This window comes from Micromonospora sp. NPDC049044 (assembly GCF_040649215.1).
Classification (GTDB): domain Bacteria; phylum Actinomycetota; class Actinomycetes; order Mycobacteriales; family Micromonosporaceae; genus Micromonospora.
On sequence record NZ_JBEZFA010000033.1, the window covers coordinates 72,701 to 89,726 of the forward strand.

General features: G+C 71.4%; 14 protein-coding genes. 5 read left to right on the plus strand and 9 right to left on the minus strand.

The window, feature by feature from the left end:
- Positions 1-31: 31 nt before the first annotated feature.
- From AB0B85_RS24765 to AB0B85_RS24795, 7 genes are all read right to left on the minus strand, one after another.
- Complete coding sequence (locus AB0B85_RS24765) at positions 32-1,699, minus strand: trypsin-like peptidase domain-containing protein (protein WP_357411145.1); 1,668 nt, start codon at positions 1,697-1,699, stop codon at positions 32-34.
- Between the two features lie 62 nt (positions 1,700-1,761).
- Positions 1,762-3,312, minus strand: a complete 1,551-nt coding sequence (locus AB0B85_RS24770) for a HAMP domain-containing sensor histidine kinase (protein ID WP_357411147.1) — start codon at positions 3,310-3,312, stop codon at positions 1,762-1,764.
- The gene (locus AB0B85_RS24775) at positions 3,309-4,010 is read right to left on the minus strand and encodes a response regulator transcription factor (RefSeq protein WP_355033347.1); all 702 of its coding nucleotides are present in this window, start codon (positions 4,008-4,010) and stop codon (positions 3,309-3,311) included. Before AB0B85_RS24775 ends, AB0B85_RS24770 begins: the two co-directional genes overlap by 4 nt.
- 85 nt (positions 4,011-4,095) lie before the next feature.
- Complete coding sequence (locus tag AB0B85_RS24780) at positions 4,096-4,701, minus strand: PadR family transcriptional regulator (RefSeq protein WP_357411149.1); 606 nt, start codon at positions 4,699-4,701, stop codon at positions 4,096-4,098.
- The gene (locus tag AB0B85_RS24785; RefSeq protein WP_357411151.1) at positions 4,698-5,525 is read right to left on the minus strand and encodes a DUF4097 family beta strand repeat-containing protein; all 828 of its coding nucleotides are present in this window, start codon (positions 5,523-5,525) and stop codon (positions 4,698-4,700) included. Before AB0B85_RS24785 ends, AB0B85_RS24780 begins: the two co-directional genes overlap by 4 nt.
- Positions 5,526-5,926: 401 nt before the next feature.
- Positions 5,927-6,889 carry a lysophospholipid acyltransferase family protein gene (locus AB0B85_RS24790; RefSeq protein ID WP_357411153.1) on the minus strand — a complete coding sequence of 321 codons (963 nt, stop codon included), beginning with the start codon at positions 6,887-6,889 and terminating at the stop codon, positions 5,927-5,929.
- Entirely contained in the window at positions 6,886-7,656 is a 771-nt protein-coding gene (locus AB0B85_RS24795; protein WP_357411155.1) for a GNAT family N-acyltransferase, read from the minus strand. Before AB0B85_RS24795 ends, AB0B85_RS24790 begins: the two co-directional genes overlap by 4 nt.
- A 149-nt stretch (positions 7,657-7,805) precedes the next feature.
- Here AB0B85_RS24795 and AB0B85_RS24800 point away from each other — a divergent pair, with 149 nt between their 5' ends.
- The 5 genes from AB0B85_RS24800 (at position 7,806) to AB0B85_RS24820 (ending at position 14,652) form a co-directional block, all read left to right on the plus strand.
- The gene (locus tag AB0B85_RS24800) at positions 7,806-8,453 is read left to right on the plus strand and encodes a hypothetical protein (RefSeq protein ID WP_357411157.1); all 648 of its coding nucleotides are present in this window, start codon (positions 7,806-7,808) and stop codon (positions 8,451-8,453) included.
- Between the two features lie 143 nt (positions 8,454-8,596).
- The gene (locus AB0B85_RS24805; RefSeq protein ID WP_357411159.1) at positions 8,597-9,532 is read left to right on the plus strand and encodes an ATP-binding cassette domain-containing protein; all 936 of its coding nucleotides are present in this window, start codon (positions 8,597-8,599) and stop codon (positions 9,530-9,532) included.
- Entirely contained in the window at positions 9,529-10,341 is an 813-nt protein-coding gene (locus AB0B85_RS24810) for an ABC transporter permease (protein ID WP_357411161.1), read from the plus strand. The genes AB0B85_RS24805 and AB0B85_RS24810 overlap by 4 nt, the downstream gene beginning before the upstream one ends.
- A 277-nt stretch (positions 10,342-10,618) precedes the next feature.
- On the plus strand, positions 10,619-14,362 hold the full coding sequence (locus AB0B85_RS24815) for a multifunctional oxoglutarate decarboxylase/oxoglutarate dehydrogenase thiamine pyrophosphate-binding subunit/dihydrolipoyllysine-residue succinyltransferase subunit (RefSeq protein WP_357411163.1): 3,744 nt from the start codon (positions 10,619-10,621) through the stop codon (positions 14,360-14,362).
- Between the two features lie 110 nt (positions 14,363-14,472).
- Entirely contained in the window at positions 14,473-14,652 is a 180-nt protein-coding gene (locus AB0B85_RS24820) for a DUF6104 family protein (RefSeq protein WP_030336704.1), read from the plus strand.
- Positions 14,653-14,681: 29 nt separating this feature from the next.
- Here AB0B85_RS24820 and AB0B85_RS24825 read toward each other — a convergent pair whose 3' ends face one another.
- Together AB0B85_RS24825 and AB0B85_RS24830 are read right to left on the minus strand one after the other, a co-directional pair.
- Positions 14,682-16,847, minus strand: coding sequence for a glycosyltransferase (locus AB0B85_RS24825; RefSeq protein WP_357411165.1), 2,166 nt, complete (start codon positions 16,845-16,847; stop codon positions 14,682-14,684).
- Positions 16,840-17,026: hypothetical protein (locus tag AB0B85_RS24830; RefSeq protein ID WP_357411167.1), on the minus strand; the 187-nt coding region annotated here is incomplete at its 5' end. The genes AB0B85_RS24825 and AB0B85_RS24830, both read right to left, overlap by 8 nt.

A 17,026-nucleotide genomic window follows, 5' to 3' on the forward strand; every position in this document is an offset into this window, starting at 1 on the left:
GCCGGAGGAGGGAAGCAGGTTCAGTTGTCGGTCAGGACGTCTCGGCGAGCGTCACGGTCACCGACTTCTCGGCGCCGTTGCGCTTGAAGTGCACCTCGACCCGGTCGCCGACCTTGCCGGCCTGCACCGCGCCGACCAGGTCGTCCGAGTCGTTCACCAGCTTGTCGCCGAACCGGGTGACGACGTCGCCGCGCTGGAGGCCGGCCTTCTCGGCCGGGCTGCCCGGGGTGATCGACGCGACAAGCGCGCCGCCGCCCTCGGCCTGGTTGACGCCCACGCCGAGCGACGGGTGGCTGACCTTCTCGCCGCGCTGGAGCTTGCCCGCGACGTCCTTTGCCTTGTTGCTGGGGATGGCGAAGCCGACACCGATGTTGCCGGTGCTCTGCCCGGAGGTCGCGATGGCGGTGTTGACGCCGATCACCTCACCCCGGGTGTTGACAAGCGCGCCGCCGGAGTTGCCCGGGTTGATCGGCGCGTCGGTCTGGAGCAGGCCGGAGATCGAGCTGATGGGCTGGCTCTGCTGGGTCGGGTCCTGCTGTTGGCCGTCGCCGGCCCGGATGGTGCGGTCCCGGGCGCTGAGGATGCCGGCGGTCACCGACCCCTGGAGGCCGAGCGGGCTGCCCAGAGCGAGCACCTGGTCGCCGACCTGCATGGCGTCGCTGTCGCCGAACTTGGCCGGCTTGAGGTTGGCGACCCCGTCGGCCTTGACCACGGCCAGGTCGGTCTTCGGGTCGGTGCCAATGATCTTCGCCGGTGCCTTCGTGCCGTCGGCGAAGACCACCTCGACGCTGTCACCGTTTGCCGAGGCGACCACGTGGTTGTTGCTCAGGACGTAGCCGTCGGCGGTGAGCACCACCCCGGAGCCCTCGCCGCTGCCGGTGGTGATGGAGACGACGCTGTCCTGCACGGAAGCGGCGATCTTCGGCAGGTCGGCGCTGTTGAGCACCGGGGCTGCGGTGTAGGTGCGGGTGACGCCGCCGCTGTCGCCGTCCAGGGCGAGGGCGAGCGCCCCGCCGGCCACGCCGGAGCCGAGCATCAGCGCGAACACCGCGACGCCGGCACCGGCGAACTTGGCGATCCGGCTGGGCCGGGGACCGCTACCGGGCGGCGCGACCTGCGGACCCCACGGCGGGACCGGCTGGCCCGGGTGCTGCCCGGGGTGCTGGGTGTGCTGGCCGGGGTGCTGCGGGTGCTGCGGGTGCTGGGCGTGCTGCCCGGGGTGCTGGGCGTGCTGCTGCTGCGGGTACGCCATGCCCGGCTGGCCCCCGCCGGCCCAGCCGGACTGCTGACCCGCGTACCAGGGGTGCCCGCCGGCGTGCGGCTGCGGGTAGCCGGGCTGGCCGGGCGCGGGGTAACCGGACTGGCCGGGGGCCGGGTAGCCGGAGACCGGGTACGGCGGCGCGGAGGGGGTGGCGGCCGGCGGCTCGTACCCGGTCGGCTGCGTACCGAAGGCGGCGGGTGCGGCCTCGGTGGCCTGCGTGTCACCACTGGCCTGCGCGGCACTGGTCGGCTGCGCGTCGCCGGTGGCCCGCAGGTCACTTGTGGGCTGCGCGTCACCGGTCGCCGGCACGACCTGGACGGGAGTGGTCGGGGAGTCGGACTGCGCGCGCTCGTCGCGTGGCAGCTCGGCGGTGGGGTGCGACGGCTCGGCGTCGGTGGGGGCCGGCCGGCGCTGCGGGTCGGACTCGTACTCGGTCATGGCACTACCTTCTCCCTCGGCACTGCAATCAACCTGGAACCGTCCTGGAAGTTAGCTGAAAGTCACTCTGCGACGTCGTCGACCGGTGCGACAAGCGGCAGCCGGACCCGGAAGGTGGCCCCTCCGCCGGGTGTCTCGGCCACCTCGACAGTGCCGTCGTGCGCGGCGACAAGGGCCGCCACGATCGCCAGGCCGAGGCCGGTGCCGGTGTTGCCGTCGGCCCGCCGGGTGCGCGCCGCGTCCGCCCGGTAGAACCGCTCGAAGACCCGTTCGGCCTGCTCCGGGGAGAGGCCCGGGCCGGTGTCGGCCACCTCGATGACGGCGTGGCCGCCCGGCTCGGCCCGCAACCGCACCCGGATCTCGGCGTCCGGCGGGGTGTGGGTGAGCGCGTTGGTGACCAGGTTGCCGATCACCTGACGCAGCCGCGCGTCGTCGGCGGAGACGACGAGCGGGCCCGATCCGGGAACGATCTCCAACTCGATCCGGCGGTCCGGGGCGATCACCCGAGCGGCCTGCACCGCGTCGGACGCGAGCACCGGCAACTCCACCGGGGTCAGTGCGAGTGGCCGTTCCCGGTCCAACCGGGCGAGCAGCAGCAGATCCTCCACCAGCAGCCCCATCCGGGCCGCCTCGTCCTCGATGCGACGCAGCAGGCCGGCGGTCTGCTCCGGCTCCCGGGCCGCGCCCTGCCGGTACAGCTCGGCGAAACCGCGGATGGTGGTCAGCGGGGTCCGTAGTTCGTGCGAGGCGTCCGCGACGAACCGCCGCATCCGTTCCTCGGAGCGGATGGCCCGCGCCTCGGACGCCTGAGCGGCGTAGGCGGCGTCCCGGGCGGAGCTCTCCGCCGAACGCGCCGACATCTCCGAGGCGGCTCTGGCGGTGAACGCCGCCTCGATCTGGGTGAGCATCGCGTTCAGCGCACGCGAGAGCCGGCCCAGCTCCGAGGTGGGCTCGGCCTGACCCTCCTCCGGGTCGGGCACGCGCCGGGTCAGGTCGCCGCCGGCGATGGCGGCGGCGGTCCGTTCGATCTCCACGAGCGGTTTGAGGCTGGTCCGGACGATCGCCGCGCCCACCGAGGCCAGCATGATCAACACCGAGCCACCGACCAGCAGGTCGATCCAGACCAGGCGCTTCACCGCCTGGTCGACGTCGGTGAGGTGCTGACCGATGGCCGCGAGCTGACCGTTTGGCAGCTCGATGTAGCGCATTCGCCAGCGCACCTTGCCGTCCCGGGCCGGGACGTTGAAGGGTTTACCCTCCAACTTCTCGAAACCGGCGGCGTCCGGCGGCCACGGTGGTAGGTCGTCCGGGACGAATCGCTTGTCGTCGTAGATCACGATCCGGGGCTGGTTCGGGCTGATGATGACCACCAGATAGTCGGTCGGCACCCCCAGAGTGCCCTGCTGGGGGGTGACGACAGCGTTCTCGATGGTGCGCGCGTAACCAGTCAGCTCGCTGTCGACCTGGGTGACCAGGTAGCTGCGCAGAAAAACGGTGGTGAGCGAACTGATCACCAGCAGCGCGGCGGCGACGAGCAGCAGCACCGCGGTCACCAGCTTGACCCGCAGCGGTACGCCCCGCAGCCGTCCCTTCGCCTGCTGGACCGTGTTCACGCCGCCGGCTTGCGCAGCACGTACCCGACGCCACGCAGCGTGTGGATCAACCGGGGTTGGGTGGTGTCGACCTTGCGCCGCAGGTACGAGATGTACGACTCGACGATGTTGTCGTCACCACGGAAGTCGTAGTTCCAGACGTGGTCGAGGATCTGCGCCTTGGACAGCACCCGGTTGGCGTTGAGCATCAGGTAGCGCAGCAGCTTGAACTCGGTGGGCGAGAGCTGCACCCGCTGCCCGGCCCGGTGCACCTCGTGGGTCTCCTCGTCCAACTCCAGGTCGGCGAAGGTGAGCCGGGAGGGCGCCTGCCCGCCGGTCGTGGTGCGGCGCAGCACGGCCCGGATCCGGGCGGTCAACTCCTCCAGGCTGAACGGCTTGGTGACGTAGTCGTCACCACCCAGGGTCAGCCCACGGATCTTGTCGTCGGTGGCGTCCCGAGCGGTCAGGAAGACCACCGGGGTGCGGGTGCCACCCTCGCGCAGCATCCGGATGACCTCGAAGCCGTCCAGGTCCGGCAGCATCACGTCGAGCACGACGAGGTCGGGCCGGTGGTCCTTGGCGGCGTTGAGGGCCGCGCTGCCGCTTGTCGCGGTGGCCACGTCGAAGCCCGCGAAGCGCAGGCTCGCGGAGAGCAGTTCGAGGATGTTGGGGTCGTCCTCGACGACGAGAAGTCGCGCCTCGGTCTGGGTAGCGGGCATGGGCCCATCATCGGTGACCACACTGCACCGGCGCTGGACGCTTCCTGGAAAAACCCTGTGAGTCGTCGCAGTTCGACGACGCCGCTCAGCGCAGCAGGCGGCGCAACCCGTCCAGGGCGCCGTCGAGCAGCCGGATCGCGGTGCGCAACTGGCTGTCGCTGAACTGCCGGGCGCGCGTCAACCGGCTCACCTCGGCGCTGAACGCGTGCAGGCGTCTGTCGAGTTCGTCGAGCAGCTCAGCCTGCGGCCCGCCGGTCGACGCCGGCCGGGGTGGCGCCGCGTCCCACCGGGTGCGCCGGGTCTGTCGGGTGGCCTCGCTCAGCTCCCGCTTGAGGTCGCGCACCGAGCCTCGTACCTCGTTGCGGATGTCGCCGGCCAGGGTGGAGAGATCCGCCACCGAGGCCGCGATGTCCGCCTCCAGTGCCACCAGTTCACCGGCCCGCTGGTGCAGCTCCGCCCGGCCGGCGTCGGTGATCTCGTACGTCTTGCGGCCCCCGGCGGCGGTGTGGCCGACCAGACCCTCGACCTCCAGCCGTTGCAGGCGGGGGTAGATGGTGCCGGCGCTGGGCGCGTAGAGCCCGAGGAACCGGTCCTCCAGCAGACGGATCAGCTCGTAGCCGTGCTTGGGGCCGTCGTCGAGCAGCTTGAGCAGGTAGAGCCGGAGCCGCCCGTGGCTGAACACGGAGGTCACGGCAGCTCCTCCCCCTCATTGTCGACAGCTCGGGCGAGCAGGGCGATGCTCCCCGAGGTCGCGGAAGCCCAGAGCTTACCGTTGCCGGCGCCGATCACTCCCGCACAGTTGGACTGCGGGAACGTCGAGGCACGCACCTGCGGGAAGCCACTGGTGATCCGCCCGGCGGCGGTCTGCAGCTGGACGGCGAGGTCGCTGTCCTCGCGGACCCGGACGGTGATGCGGCCCGAGATCGTGGTCAGCTGGATCTCGCTGTGCCGGGGGTTGTCCAGGTCGCAGGTGATGGCGCCGGAGACGGTCTGCGCCCGTACCCGGTCGGCGGCACTGTCGGCGAGGATCACCTCCCCGGAGACCGTCTGCAGGGTGAGGTCCCCGCGGACGCCGAGCGCCTCCAGCGGGCCGGAGGTGATGTGCGCGTCGGTGTTGCCGCGCAGCCCCATCAGGGTGATCTGGCCGGCGGTGACGTTGACCCGGGTCTGCCGGCGCAGGCCGGAGGCGACCACCGAGCCGGCGACCAGGCCCAGGTCGGCGAGGACGTCGGCGGGCACGGCGACGGAGACGTCAACCCGTGGATACCTGTGGAACATCCGGAACCACCGCAGGACGTCCGACCAGCTCCGGCCGCGCTCCTGACGGATGGTGAGCCGGCCGTCGGCATGGTCGATCAGGACCGGCCGGCGACCCACCTGGGCGACGTCGATCCGGGCCGGGCCGTCGGCGGCGGCGACCACGTTGAGCCGCCCACTGACCAGGCGGACGTCCAGTCGGGTGACCGGCCCGTCCACGGTGAGTCGCTGCGGGCTCTCGACAGTCCATCCGGCCATGGCGTCCCCCTCTCGACAGCGCGCGGATCCGCGCCTGACAGGGAGCACAGTAACGCGATACATCGCGACACGACAAGACAGGTCGCGAGTTGACCGTGCCCACCTCGCCACGACCCGCGTTGCGATCCCGCCCGCCCGCTCGCTCGCCGCCCGCCGCCCGCCACCCGCCACCCGCCACCCGCCACCCGCCACCCGCCACCCGCCACCCGCCAAGATCGTGCTCGATCGTGGCACCAGTGGCATCCCACGTCGGCGAGGCCACTACTTCCTGGATCGAGCACGATCGTGGCGTCGTGCACGATCGTGCACGATCGTGGCGGGTGCGGGCGATCGAGCACGATCGTGGCGGGTGCGGGCGATCGAGCACGATCGTGGCGGGTGCGGGCGTGGGGGCGCCGTCCTCAGGCCGCCAGATCCAACTCGCCGCCGTCGGCCGGCGGCGGCGCCGCCGGGGTCGCCGTGGGCACCCCGGGGATCGCTGGGGTCGCCGTGGGCACCGGATGTAGCCGGGGCCGCGTCGCCGCACCCGCCGCCGGCACCAGGTGTACTGCCGACTCGGCGGCCCGGGCCAGCAACCGCCGATCGGCGGTACGGGCCGGATGCAGGGCGGCGGCGACCGTCACCGACACCACCAGCTCCCGTGCCGTTACCACCCGGAGCACCGATCGCAGCAACGTGTCAGCGCCGAGGAAGGCGGCGGCCGTGGTGGTCGTACCGGTGGCCGCGCAGGCGTAGCCGAGCCGCAGCGGCACCACCGGGCTGCCCGTGTCGATGGCCGCCTGGAAGGTCGCCGGCCGGAAACCGCCGCCCGGACGGCAGTCGGCGGCACCGGCACCGGCGCACCAGGTCGTCCCCTCCGGAAAGACCGCCACCGACCGGCCGGCGCGCAGCGTGTCGGCGACCCGGCCGACCATGGCCGGCAGCGCCCGCGGCCGCGCCCGGTCCACGAAGACGGTCCCCGCCGCGGCGGCGAGCAGGCCGAACACCGGCCAGGAGCGGATCTCCCGCTTCGCCACCATCCGGGTGGGCGCGACGGCAAGCACCGCGAGGATGTCCAGCCACGAAACATGGTTGGCGACAAGCAGCGCCCGCCGCCGGGGCAGCCGACCCCGGATCACCAGCCGGACCCCGAAGGCCCGTGCGGTGAACCGGGCCCAACCGCGCACCGCCGCCTGCCGTTCCCGCACCGGCAGCACGGGCAGCAGCAGCACCAGGCCGACGCCGGCCAGCAGCATGCCGGCCACGGCAGCCAACCGCAGCACCCGACGAGGCACCGACACGGTGGGCACCGCTCCGTACGGCGGCAGACAGTCGTCGTCGCAACCCGACGACGGCCGCCACAGGTCGTGCGACCCGGCGGTCACCGGTGCGCCTCGCCCAGGAAGTGCCGCAGGTAACGCGGGTTCATCCGGTCCAGGCTGAAGAGCACGTAGAAGTCCGCGCAGCCGAAGTCGCTGTCGTACGACGGCTCGCCGCAGATCCACGCGCCCAGCCGCAGGTAGCCACGCAGCAGCGGCGGTACCGCGACGCGACCGGCCGGCTCGGCGGTCACCGATCCGGCGGCCGACTCGGTGAACCAGGGCCGCAGCGGGCGGACCCGCAGCGGCGGCGGCGCCAGGTGCCGGTCCCGGGCCTGGGTCCACACCTCGGCGACAGTCCGCCCACCGTCGGCCACCGGCACCGACGCGCAGCCGCCGAGCCAACGGGAGCCCCGCAGGTGCAGGTATCTGACGATGCCCGCCCACATCAGGTTGATCACCGCGCCGGAGCGGTGGTCGGGGTGCACACAGGACCGGCCCGCCTCGACCAGGTCGTCGCGGAGCGGATCGAGCGCCCCGAGGTCGAACTCGTTCTCGGCGTACCGCCTGGTGGTGCGACCCGGCGGCAGCAGCCGGTACGTGCCGACCACCTGGCCGGTGCTGTCCTCGCGGACGATCAGGTGGTCGCAGTGCGCGTCGAAGGGATCCACATCCAGCCCGGCCGCACCGGGGAGGAGGGTGGCGCCTAGCTCGGTGGCGAACACCTCGTGGCGCAGGCGTTGCGCGGCCGCGACCTGGATGGGGTCGTCGGCGATCAGCAGGGTGTATCCGCTGGTCGTCAGGGGTGCGCCAGCGGCATGCAGAACGGCCATGGGATCTGTGTAAGGGCTCGGGTTGCCATTCACGGGGACCACCGGTGTCGGCAGGATGAACGCCGGCCGGCAGATGCGTCCCAGCGGTGGTCGTGCGAGGCTGCGCGGCGAACCGGCGACGACGCCGGCAAGCCCACCGGAGGTCGACGATGCGGATCGAGTCCCGCTACAACGGGCCGCCCGGCTCCGGCAACGGCGGCTGGAGCGCGGGCGTGTTCGCCGCCGAGGCCGGTGGCCCGGGTGCGGTCGAGGTGACGCTGCGCCGGCCGCCACCACTTGACACCGAACTGAGCCTCACCGACGGCGAGGTCCGGGACCCCGCCGGCGAACTGGTGGCCGAGGTGCGCCCGAGCAGCGCGGTCGAGGCCGTCGTACCCCCTGTCGACCTGGCCACCGCGGTCGCCGCCGCGGCCCGTTACCCCGGCCTGGTCGAGCATCCGTTCCCCGGTTGTTACGTCTGCGGACCGCAGCGGGCCGACGGGCTGCGGATCTTTCCCGGCCAGCTGCCGGATGGCCGGACCGCCGCGCCGTTCCGGGTGCCCGAGCAGGTCAGCTCGGCCACGATCTGGGCGGCGTTGGACTGCCCCGGCGGGTGGACGGTGCTCGCGCCGGGCCGCCCGTACCTGTTGGGTCGGATCGCCGCAGTGGTCACCGCGCTGCCGGCTCCGGGCGACGACTGCGTGGTGACCGGGGCGTTGCTCGGTGTCGATGGGCGCAAGGCGCTCGTGCACACCAGCCTGTACGGCCCGGACGGCACCCTGCTCGGCGCGGCCCGGGCCACCTGGATCGCCCGCTGAGCCCCGGTCCGTCGTCCGCAGGGCGGAGGCGTCTCCACCCTGCGGCGGAGGCGAACATACGGACCGCGCCTGATTGACCTTGTTGCTCCGGGCCGTCACGCTGTGCCACGGCGTACCTCGACGCCGCACACGGGAGGAGAACGATGACTGACGGGCAGCGAAGCCCCACCAGCGACGGTCAGATCGTGGTGTCCGGTCTGACGAAGCAGTACAAGAACGTGCGGGCGGTGAACAACCTGTCCTTCACCGTGGCGCCGGGGCGGGTGACCGGCTTCCTCGGCCCGAACGGTGCTGGCAAGACCACCACGCTGCGCATGCTGCTGAACCTGGTCACTCCGACCGCGGGTACGACCACCATCAGCGGCCACCGGTACACCGACCTCACGGACCCGCTGCGGCACGTCGGCGCGGTGTTGGAAGCGTCGAGCGCGCACAAGGGCCGCACCGGCATCAACCACCTGCGGGTCATCTGCGCGGCGGCCGGGTTGCCCCGGGAGCGGGCGGACGAGGCACTGGCCATGGTCGGGTTGACCCCGGCGGCGACGCGCAAGTTCAAGGGCTACTCCCTGGGCATGAAGCAGCGGCTGGGCATCGCCGCCGCGATGCTCGGCGACCCCCGGGTGCTGATCCTCGACGAGCCCGCCAACGGGCTCGACCCGGAGGGCATCAGGTGGATGCGTGGGTTCCTCAAGAACCTCGCCCACCAGGGCCGCACCGTGCTGGTCTCCAGCCACCTGCTGTCGGAGATGCAGCTGCTCGCCGACGACGTGGTGATCATCGCGGCCGGGCAGCTGGTCCGGCAGGGTCCTGTCGACCAGGTTCTCGGCTCGATGGCGCAGAGCTCCCGGATCCGGGTCCGCACCCCGCAGGCCGAGGCGCTGATCGGGGCGCTGAAGGCGCAGTCGGCGACAGTCGACACCGACGAGCACGGCGTGCTGCTGGTCGGCGGGGTGGACGCCCCGACGGTCGGCCGCGCCGCCCTGGCCGCCGGCGTCGAGCTGCACGAACTGACCACCGAACGACCCGATCTGGAACGGGTCTTCCTGGAGCTGACGGCCGGAAAGGCGGGCATCCGATGAACCTGGTCCGAGCCGAACTGCTCAAGATCCGTACCACCAGCACCTGGTGGTGGCTGGCCCTCGGCGCGTTCCTGTCGATCGCCCTGGCCTTCGCGTTCAACGCCTGGTACGCCGTCACCGTCCTGGGCGGCGATGGCGGAGATTTCGGCGCCAGCCCGGAGCAGGCCACACCGGCCGCGCAGGCGGCCAACATCTACACCTCGGGCCAGTACCTCGGGCTGATGTTCGTGATGCTCATCGGCATCCTGATGGTCACCAACGAGTTCTTCCACCAGACCGCGACCACGACGTTCCTGACCACGCCGCGGCGCACCTCGGTCATCGTCGGCAAGCTCATCGCCGCCAGCCTGCTCGGCTTCATGTTCTGGCTGGTGACCACGCTCATCGACGTGGCAGCCGGCACGATCTTCCTGTCGCTCAACGACTACGGCAGCCAGCTCGGCGAGTGGCCGGTGCAGCGGGCACTGCTGTTCAACCTGCTCGCGTACGCCATCTGGACGATCCTCGGGGTCGGCATCGGCACGTTGATCACCAACCAGCTCGGTGCGGTGATCACGGCGGCGGTGCTCTACCTGGTCGGCACCCAGGTGGTGGGCCTGCTGTTCCTGCTGCTGTCGAACGTCCTCGACAGCCAGGCGGTGCTCAAGTGGCAGGTGATCTGGCCGGCGGTGGCGTCCCAGGTCATGATCACCGAAGGCCAGACGGAGTTCACCCCGGCCTGGTGGGTCGGCGCCCTGGTGCTGATCGGCTACGCGCTGGTCAGCGGGGTCGTCGGCGTCCTGATCACCCGGCGGCGCGACATCGCCTGACGGCGGTCCCGACCCCGGGGACGGCGGCGAGCAGCCGGCCGCTCCGGGGTCGGCGCCGACCTCGGCGGGTGACCCTGCGTTACCAGTCCCGCACCCGCCGCGCAGCGGTTGCTGAACTTCTGGCATCTTCTGTGAAACCGGCCACGGGACCGAGGCTGAAATGCCTGCGGGATCGGTACGGCGTAGCCTTGGAGCCGTCCCGTCCGCGCCCCCGAATCGGGCACGGAGGGACACAGGGCGTGCCACACAACCCGCGTGAAAGAGGCGATTACCGGCCGTGTCGACCCAGCAGACTTCGCAGGAGAACCCACTGGCGGGTTTCGGCCCGAATGAGTGGATCGTCGAGGAGATGTACCAGCGCTACCTCGCCGACCCAACGAGCGTCGATTCGGCCTGGCACGACTTCTTCGCCGACTACCGGCCGGCGCCAGGGGCGGCCACCCCCCGCAAGGCCGAGTCGTCGGAGCAGCCGGCCGCCGCGCCGGAGCCGGACGGGCAGCCGGAGGCGGCCGCCGCGGTCAGCCAGCCGGCCGCCACCGCGCAGCCGGCCGCCGCGTCCTCGGCACCGGCCAAGGCCGCGCCGCCGAAGGCCACCCCGGCGAAGGCGGCACCGGAGAAGGCGGCACCGGCCAAGCCGGCCGCGAAGGCCGCCGCCCCCGCCGCCGACGGTCCGCAGACCACGCCGTTGCGCGGCGTCGCGGCGAAGATCGTCCAGAACATGGACGCCTCGCTGAGCGTGCCCACCGCGACGAGCGTGCGCGCCGTCCCGGCCAAGCTGCTCGTCGACAACCGCATCGTGATCAACAACCACCTCGCCCGGGGGCGTGGTGGCAAGGTCAGCTTCACCCACCTGGTCGGCTACGCGCTGGTCCGGGCGCTGGTCCAGCACCCCGAGATGAACAACTCCTTCGCCGAGGCCAACGGCAAGCCGGCGGTGGTCCGCCCGGCACACGTCAACCTCGGCATCGCCATCGACCTGGCCAAGCCGGACGGCAGCCGCAACCTGGTGGTCCCGTCCATCAAGGGCTGCGAGCAGATGGACTTCCGGCAGTTCTGGCAGGCGTACGAGGACGTGGTCCGGCGGGCGCGGCGCAACGAGCTGACCATGGAGGACTACTCCGGCACCACGATCTCGCTCACCAACCCGGGCGGCATCGGCACCGTGCACTCGATGCCGCGGCTGATGCAGGGGCAGAGCGCGATCATCGGCGTGGGCGCGATGGAATACCCGGCGCCCTACCAGGGGATGTCCGAGACCACCCTGGCCGAACTGGCGGTCAGCAAGATCATCACGCTGACCAGCACGTACGACCACCGGATCATCCAGGGCGCGCAGTCCGGCGAGTTCCTCAAGGTGATGCACGAGCTGATCCTCGGCGAGCACGCGTTCTACGACGAGATCTTCACCTCGCTGCGCATTCCGTACGAGCCGGTGCGCTGGATGCGCGACGTGGCGGTCAACTCCGAGGGTCAGATCAACAAGACCGCCCGGGTGCACGAGCTGATCCACGCGTACCGGGTGCGCGGGCACCTGATGGCCGACACCGACCCGCTGGAATTCAAGATCCGCAAGCACCCTGACCTGGACGTCCTCCAGCACGGGCTCACCCTGTGGGACCTGGACCGCGAGTTCCCGGTCAACGGCTTCGCCGGCCGGCAGCGGATGAAGCTGCGCTCGATCCTCGGCGTGCTGCGCGACTCGTACTGCCGCCGCGTCGGCATCGAGTACATGCACATCCAGGACCCGGAGGAGCGGCGCTGGGTGCAGGAGCGGATCGAGCGCAAGTACGAGAAGCCGGCGGCCGACGAGCAGAAGCACGTGCTCAACCGACTCAACGCCGCCGAGGCGTTCGAGACCTTCCTGCAGACCAAGTACGTCGGCCAGAAGCGCTTCTCGCTCGAGGGCGGCGAGTCGCTGATCCCGTTGCTCGGCGAGATCCTGGAGTCCTCCGCCGAGAACGGGCTGGACGAGGTCGTCATCGGCATGGCGCACCGGGGTCGGCTCAACGTGCTGGCCAACATCGTCGGCAAGCCGTACGAGAAGATCTTCTCGGAGTTCGAGGGTCACCTGGACCCGCGCTCGACCCAGGGCTCCGGCGACGTGAAGTACCACCTGGGGCAGAACGGCAAGTTCACCACCCCCGACGGCGCGCACTCGGTGAAGGTGTCGGTGGTGGCCAACCCGTCGCACCTGGAGGCCGTCGACCCGGTGCTGGAAGGCATCGTCCGGGCCAAGCAGGACCGGATCGACCTCAAGCTGGAGGGTTACACCGTGCTGCCGCTGGCGGTGCACGGTGACGCCGCGTTCGCCGGGCAGGGTGTGGTCGCCGAGACGCTCAACCTGTCGCAGCTGCGCGGCTACCGCACCGGCGGCACCGTGCACGTGGTGGTCAACAACCAGGTCGGCTTCACCACCGCCCCGGAGTACAGCCGGTCCAGCCTCTACAGCACCGACGTGGCCCGGATGATCCAGGCGCCGATCTTCCACGTCAACGGCGACGACCCGGAGGCCGTGGTCCGGGTGGCCCGGCTGGCCTTCGAGTACCGGCAGACGTTCAACAAGGACGTCGTGATCGACATGGTCTGCTACCGGCGGCGCGGGCACAACGAGGGCGACGACCCCTCGATGTCCAACCCGCAGATGTACAAGATCATTGATTCGAAGCGCTCGGTGCGCAAGCTGTACACCGAGGAGCTGATCGGTCGCGGTGACATCACCGTGGAGGACGCCGAAGAGCTGCTGCGCGACTACCAGGCGCAGCTGGAGAAGGTCTTCAAGGCCACCCGGGACGCCGCCTCGGCACCCCGCCAGCTCAACCGGCCGCGCCGCGAGGAGGAGCCGGAGCCGCAGGTCGACACCGCCACCGACGCGTCAGTGGTGAAGGCGATCGGCGAGGCGCACATCAACCTCCCGGAGGGCTTCACCCCGCACAAGCGGATCCAGCAACTGCTGGACCGGCGGGCCAAGATGTCCGTCGAGGGCAACATCGACTGGGGCTTCGGCGAGATCATCGCGCTCGGGGCGCTGCTGCACGACGGGGTCACCGTCCGGCTGGCCGGGCAGGACTCGCGGCGCGGCACGTTCGTCCAGCGGCACGCCTCGGTGGTCGACTCCCGCACCGGCGACGACTACCTGCCGCTGAAGTCACTCACCGGTGACGGCGAGCGCTCCCGGTTCTTCGTGCACGACTCGCTGCTCAGCGAGTACGCGGCGATGGGCTTCGAGTACGGCTACTCGGTGGAGAACATCAACGCCCTGGTCGCCTGGGAGGCCCAGTTCGGCGACTTCGTCAACGGCGCCCAGTCGGTGATCGACGAGTTCATCTCGTCCGGCGAGGTGAAGTGGGGTCAGCGCTCCGCGGTCACCCTGCTGCTGCCGCACGGCCACGAGGGCCAGGGGCCGGACCACACCTCCGGTCGGCCGGAGCGGTTCCTGCAGATGTGCGCCGAGGACAACATGCGGGTGTCCATCCCGACCACCCCGGCGAACTACTTCCACCTGCTGCGCCGCCAGGCCCTGTCGCCCAAGCGCAAGCCACTCGTGGTGTTCACGCCGAAGTCGCTGCTGCGGCACAAGCTCTGCGTCTCCTCGGTGGAGGACTTCACCACCGGCACCTTCCAGCCGGTGCTGCGCGACACGGCGGCCCCGGCCCCGGAGGCGGTGAAGCGGGTGCTGCTCTGCTCCGGCAAGGTCTACTACGACCTGTTCCAGGCCCGGCAGGAGCGCGGCGTCACCGACACCGCGATCCTCCGGATCGAGCAGCTGTACCCGCTGCCGGTCGAGGAGATCCGGGCCGCCCTCGCGCAGTTCCCGAACGCGGAGGACTTCGCCTGGGTGCAGGAGGAGCCGGCCAACCAGGGCGCCTGGTCGTTCGTCGCGCTCAACCTGCTGGAGCACCTGACCGACGTCCGGCTGCGGCGGATCTCCCGCCCGGCCGCGGCCGCCCCGGCGGTCGGCTCGGCGAAGACCCACGAGGTCGAGCAGAACGCGCTGATCGAGGCGGCTCTCCCCCGCCCGTGACCTGACCGCGCCAGGCGAGCCGGGGCGGGGCCGTTCACCACGGTCCTGCCCCGGCTCGCGTCGGTCCATCCGCCCGGCCACACGCCGGGCCGAGCACGAGGACGTACGCGATGTACTTCACCGACCGTGGCATCGAGGAGCTGGTCGAGCGCCGGGGCGACGAGCAGGTGACCCTGGAGTGGCTGGGCGAGCGCCTGCGCGACTTCGTCGACCTGAACCCCGAGTTCGAGACGCCGATCGAGCGTTTCGCCACCTGGCTGGCCCGCCTGGACGACCCCGACGAGGACTGAACAACACCGCCGGTGGGTCGCAGTCTGGCTCAGCCGGTGCGGGAGACTGCCGGTTCCAGGCCGGTGCGGCGCAGTTTCTGCCAGCCCAGCCGGCCACCGGTCAGCGCGGTGACCACCGCCTGGATCATCACCAGGTACATCAACTGCCGGTAGACGAACTGCTGGAGCGGCAACACCCACAGCACGCCCAGCTTCTCCCGGTCCAACCGGAACGCCACGATCGCGGTGACCATCTGCACGCCGAGCATGACCAGCCAGGCCACCGCCGTGGCGGTCCGGTCGAGGAAGAAGAGGCCGTACACGGCCAGCAGGTCGATCACCGGCGCGAGCAGCGGCAGCAGCACCCCGAAGAGGCTGAGGAAGAACAGGCAACGTCTGGTGAAACGGCCCGACGCACCCCTGTCGAACACCGACCGGCGGTGCTTCCACATCGCCTGCATGGTGCCGTAGCTCCACCGGTAGCGCTGTTTCCAGAGCTGCCCGAGGCTCGTCGGCGCCTCGGTCCAGGCGCGGGCCGTCTCCTCGTAGACCACCTTCCAGCCGGCCCGGCCGAGGGCCATGGTGATGTCGGTGTCCTCGGCGAGTGTGTCGTCGGTCATCCCACCGGCGTAGCGCAGAGCCTGCCGCCGGAAGCCGCCGATCGCCCCGGGCACCGTCGACATGCAGCGGAGCGTCTCGTAGAGACGGCGGTCCAGGTTGAAGCCGATGACGTACTCGATGTGCTGCCACTTGGCGATCAGACTGCGCCGATTGCCGACCTTCACGTTGCCGGCGACAGCGCCCACCTGCGGGTCGGCGAAGGGTTGCACGAGCCTGCGGACGGCGTCGGGTTCCAGGACGGTGTCCCCGTCGACCATGACGATCAGGTCGTGGCGGGCCAGCGCGACGCCCGTGTTCAACGCGCTGGGCTTGCCGCCGTTGGGCTTGCGGACCACCCGGACGTTGGGGAGGCCGAGCGCGTCGACGATGTCCGCCGTCCCGTCGGTGGAGCCGTCGTCGACGACCACCACCTCGATCCCGCCGGGATGGTCGCCGCCGGCCAGGGAACGGACCGCGGCGGCGATGCCCTCCTTCTCGTTGTACGCGGGGACGATCACCGACACCGGCGCGGTGACGGGCGGCCCCCACGTCCAGCCCTTGGCCCGACGGCGGCGGGCGTGCCGCCCGGCGAGCAGGAACAGCACTGCGGTACGCCCCACCGTGAGCACGCCGACGAGTACGAAGAGGATCCCGAACACGCTCAGCACGTGGTCGGCGCCCCGGACCGCCCAGACCAGCATTCGGCCGCGCCAGCGGTCCCCTGAGGTGGCGGCCACGCCGGATTCCACCCGGTGCTCGACCCCTGCGGCGGAGAAGGCCAGGTTCAGTCCCTCGGTCGCGGTGACGAAGCGGTATCCCCGTTGCTTCATCATCGGGATGAACCGGTCGAGCGCGGCGACAGTCTGTGCGCGGTCCCCGCCGGCGTCGTGCCAGAGGGTGATCGCGCCCGAGGCACCGGCCGGGGTCGCGTTCTCGATGATCCTGTCAACGCCGGGCAGCGCCCAGTCCTGACTGTCGGTGTCGTTGAGCACCGTCAGGTAGCCCCGGTCGCCGGCAGCGGTCAGCACCGGCCAGTCCTCGTTGTCGATCGCGTCGGCGTGCGAGGAGTAGGGAAACCGGACCAGCGAGGTCCGCACACCTGTGACGGCGGCCAGGGCGAGCTGCGTCTGGGCGTACTCCAGGTCCCGCCGCCAGTCGGGCAGCTCGGTGAGGTCGGGGTGGGTGAACGTGTGCACGCCGAGTTCGTGGCCACCGCCCACCAGCCTGCGGGCCAGGTCCGGATGCCGGGAGACCTGCGAACCCAGCACGAAGAAGGTGCCCTTGACCTGGTGGGCGTCGAGCACGCGCAGCACCTCGGGGGTCCAGACCGGGTTCGGTCCGTCGTCGAAGGTGAGCGCGATCGTCCGCTCCGGCAGCCGGTAGGAGCGGACCTGCTCGCTGTTGGCACTGATGATCGGTCCCCCGGTCACCACCGAGGTGGGGACCTCGCGTTGCCCGCGGTTGCTGCGCTGGTGGTCGGGGGTGAAGGACGCGTTGGTGTACGCGTTGACGAGCAGCACGCTGGCCAGCACCGCCAGCACCATGCCGAACAGGATCCAGCGTGGTGGTGGTACGGCGCGGCGTCGGCGGACTGCCGTGGTCGTCGGCTCAGCCATCGGCGGGTAGGTCATCGGGCTCGACGAGCGTCTCCTCGGGCGAGGGCGGCGGGTCCTGGGTCGACGGTGGGTCGGCGGGTGTCGGGGCCGCCGGGACTGTCGGCGTGGGCGTGGGGGCGGGCGGGGCTGGCGTTCCGGCCGGGCGGGCCGGGCGCGAGGGGGGGGGGCGGGCCCGCGCG

What these genes read in the sequence shown, in the direction of transcription:
- AB0B85_RS24765 (WP_357411145.1), bottom strand. Translation starts at nt 1,699, where the DNA reads ATGACCGAGTACGAGTCCGACCCGCAGCGCCGGCCGGCCCCCACCGAC.
- AB0B85_RS24775 (WP_355033347.1), bottom strand. Translation starts at nt 4,010, where the DNA reads ATGCCCGCTACCCAGACCGAGGCGCGACTTCTCGTCGTCGAGGACGAC.
- AB0B85_RS24785 (WP_357411151.1), bottom strand. Translation starts at nt 5,525, where the DNA reads ATGGCCGGATGGACTGTCGAGAGCCCGCAGCGACTCACCGTGGACGGG.
- AB0B85_RS24795 (WP_357411155.1), bottom strand. Translation starts at nt 7,656, where the DNA reads ATGGCCGTTCTGCATGCCGCTGGCGCACCCCTGACGACCAGCGGATAC.
- AB0B85_RS24800 (WP_357411157.1), top strand. Translation starts at nt 7,806, where the DNA reads ATGCGGATCGAGTCCCGCTACAACGGGCCGCCCGGCTCCGGCAACGGC.
- AB0B85_RS24805 (WP_357411159.1), top strand. Translation starts at nt 8,597, where the DNA reads ATGACTGACGGGCAGCGAAGCCCCACCAGCGACGGTCAGATCGTGGTG.
- AB0B85_RS24810 (WP_357411161.1), top strand. Translation starts at nt 9,529, where the DNA reads ATGAACCTGGTCCGAGCCGAACTGCTCAAGATCCGTACCACCAGCACC.
- AB0B85_RS24820 (WP_030336704.1), top strand. Translation starts at nt 14,473, where the DNA reads ATGTACTTCACCGACCGTGGCATCGAGGAGCTGGTCGAGCGCCGGGGC.
- AB0B85_RS24825 (WP_357411165.1), bottom strand. Translation starts at nt 16,847, where the DNA reads ATGGCTGAGCCGACGACCACGGCAGTCCGCCGACGCCGCGCCGTACCA.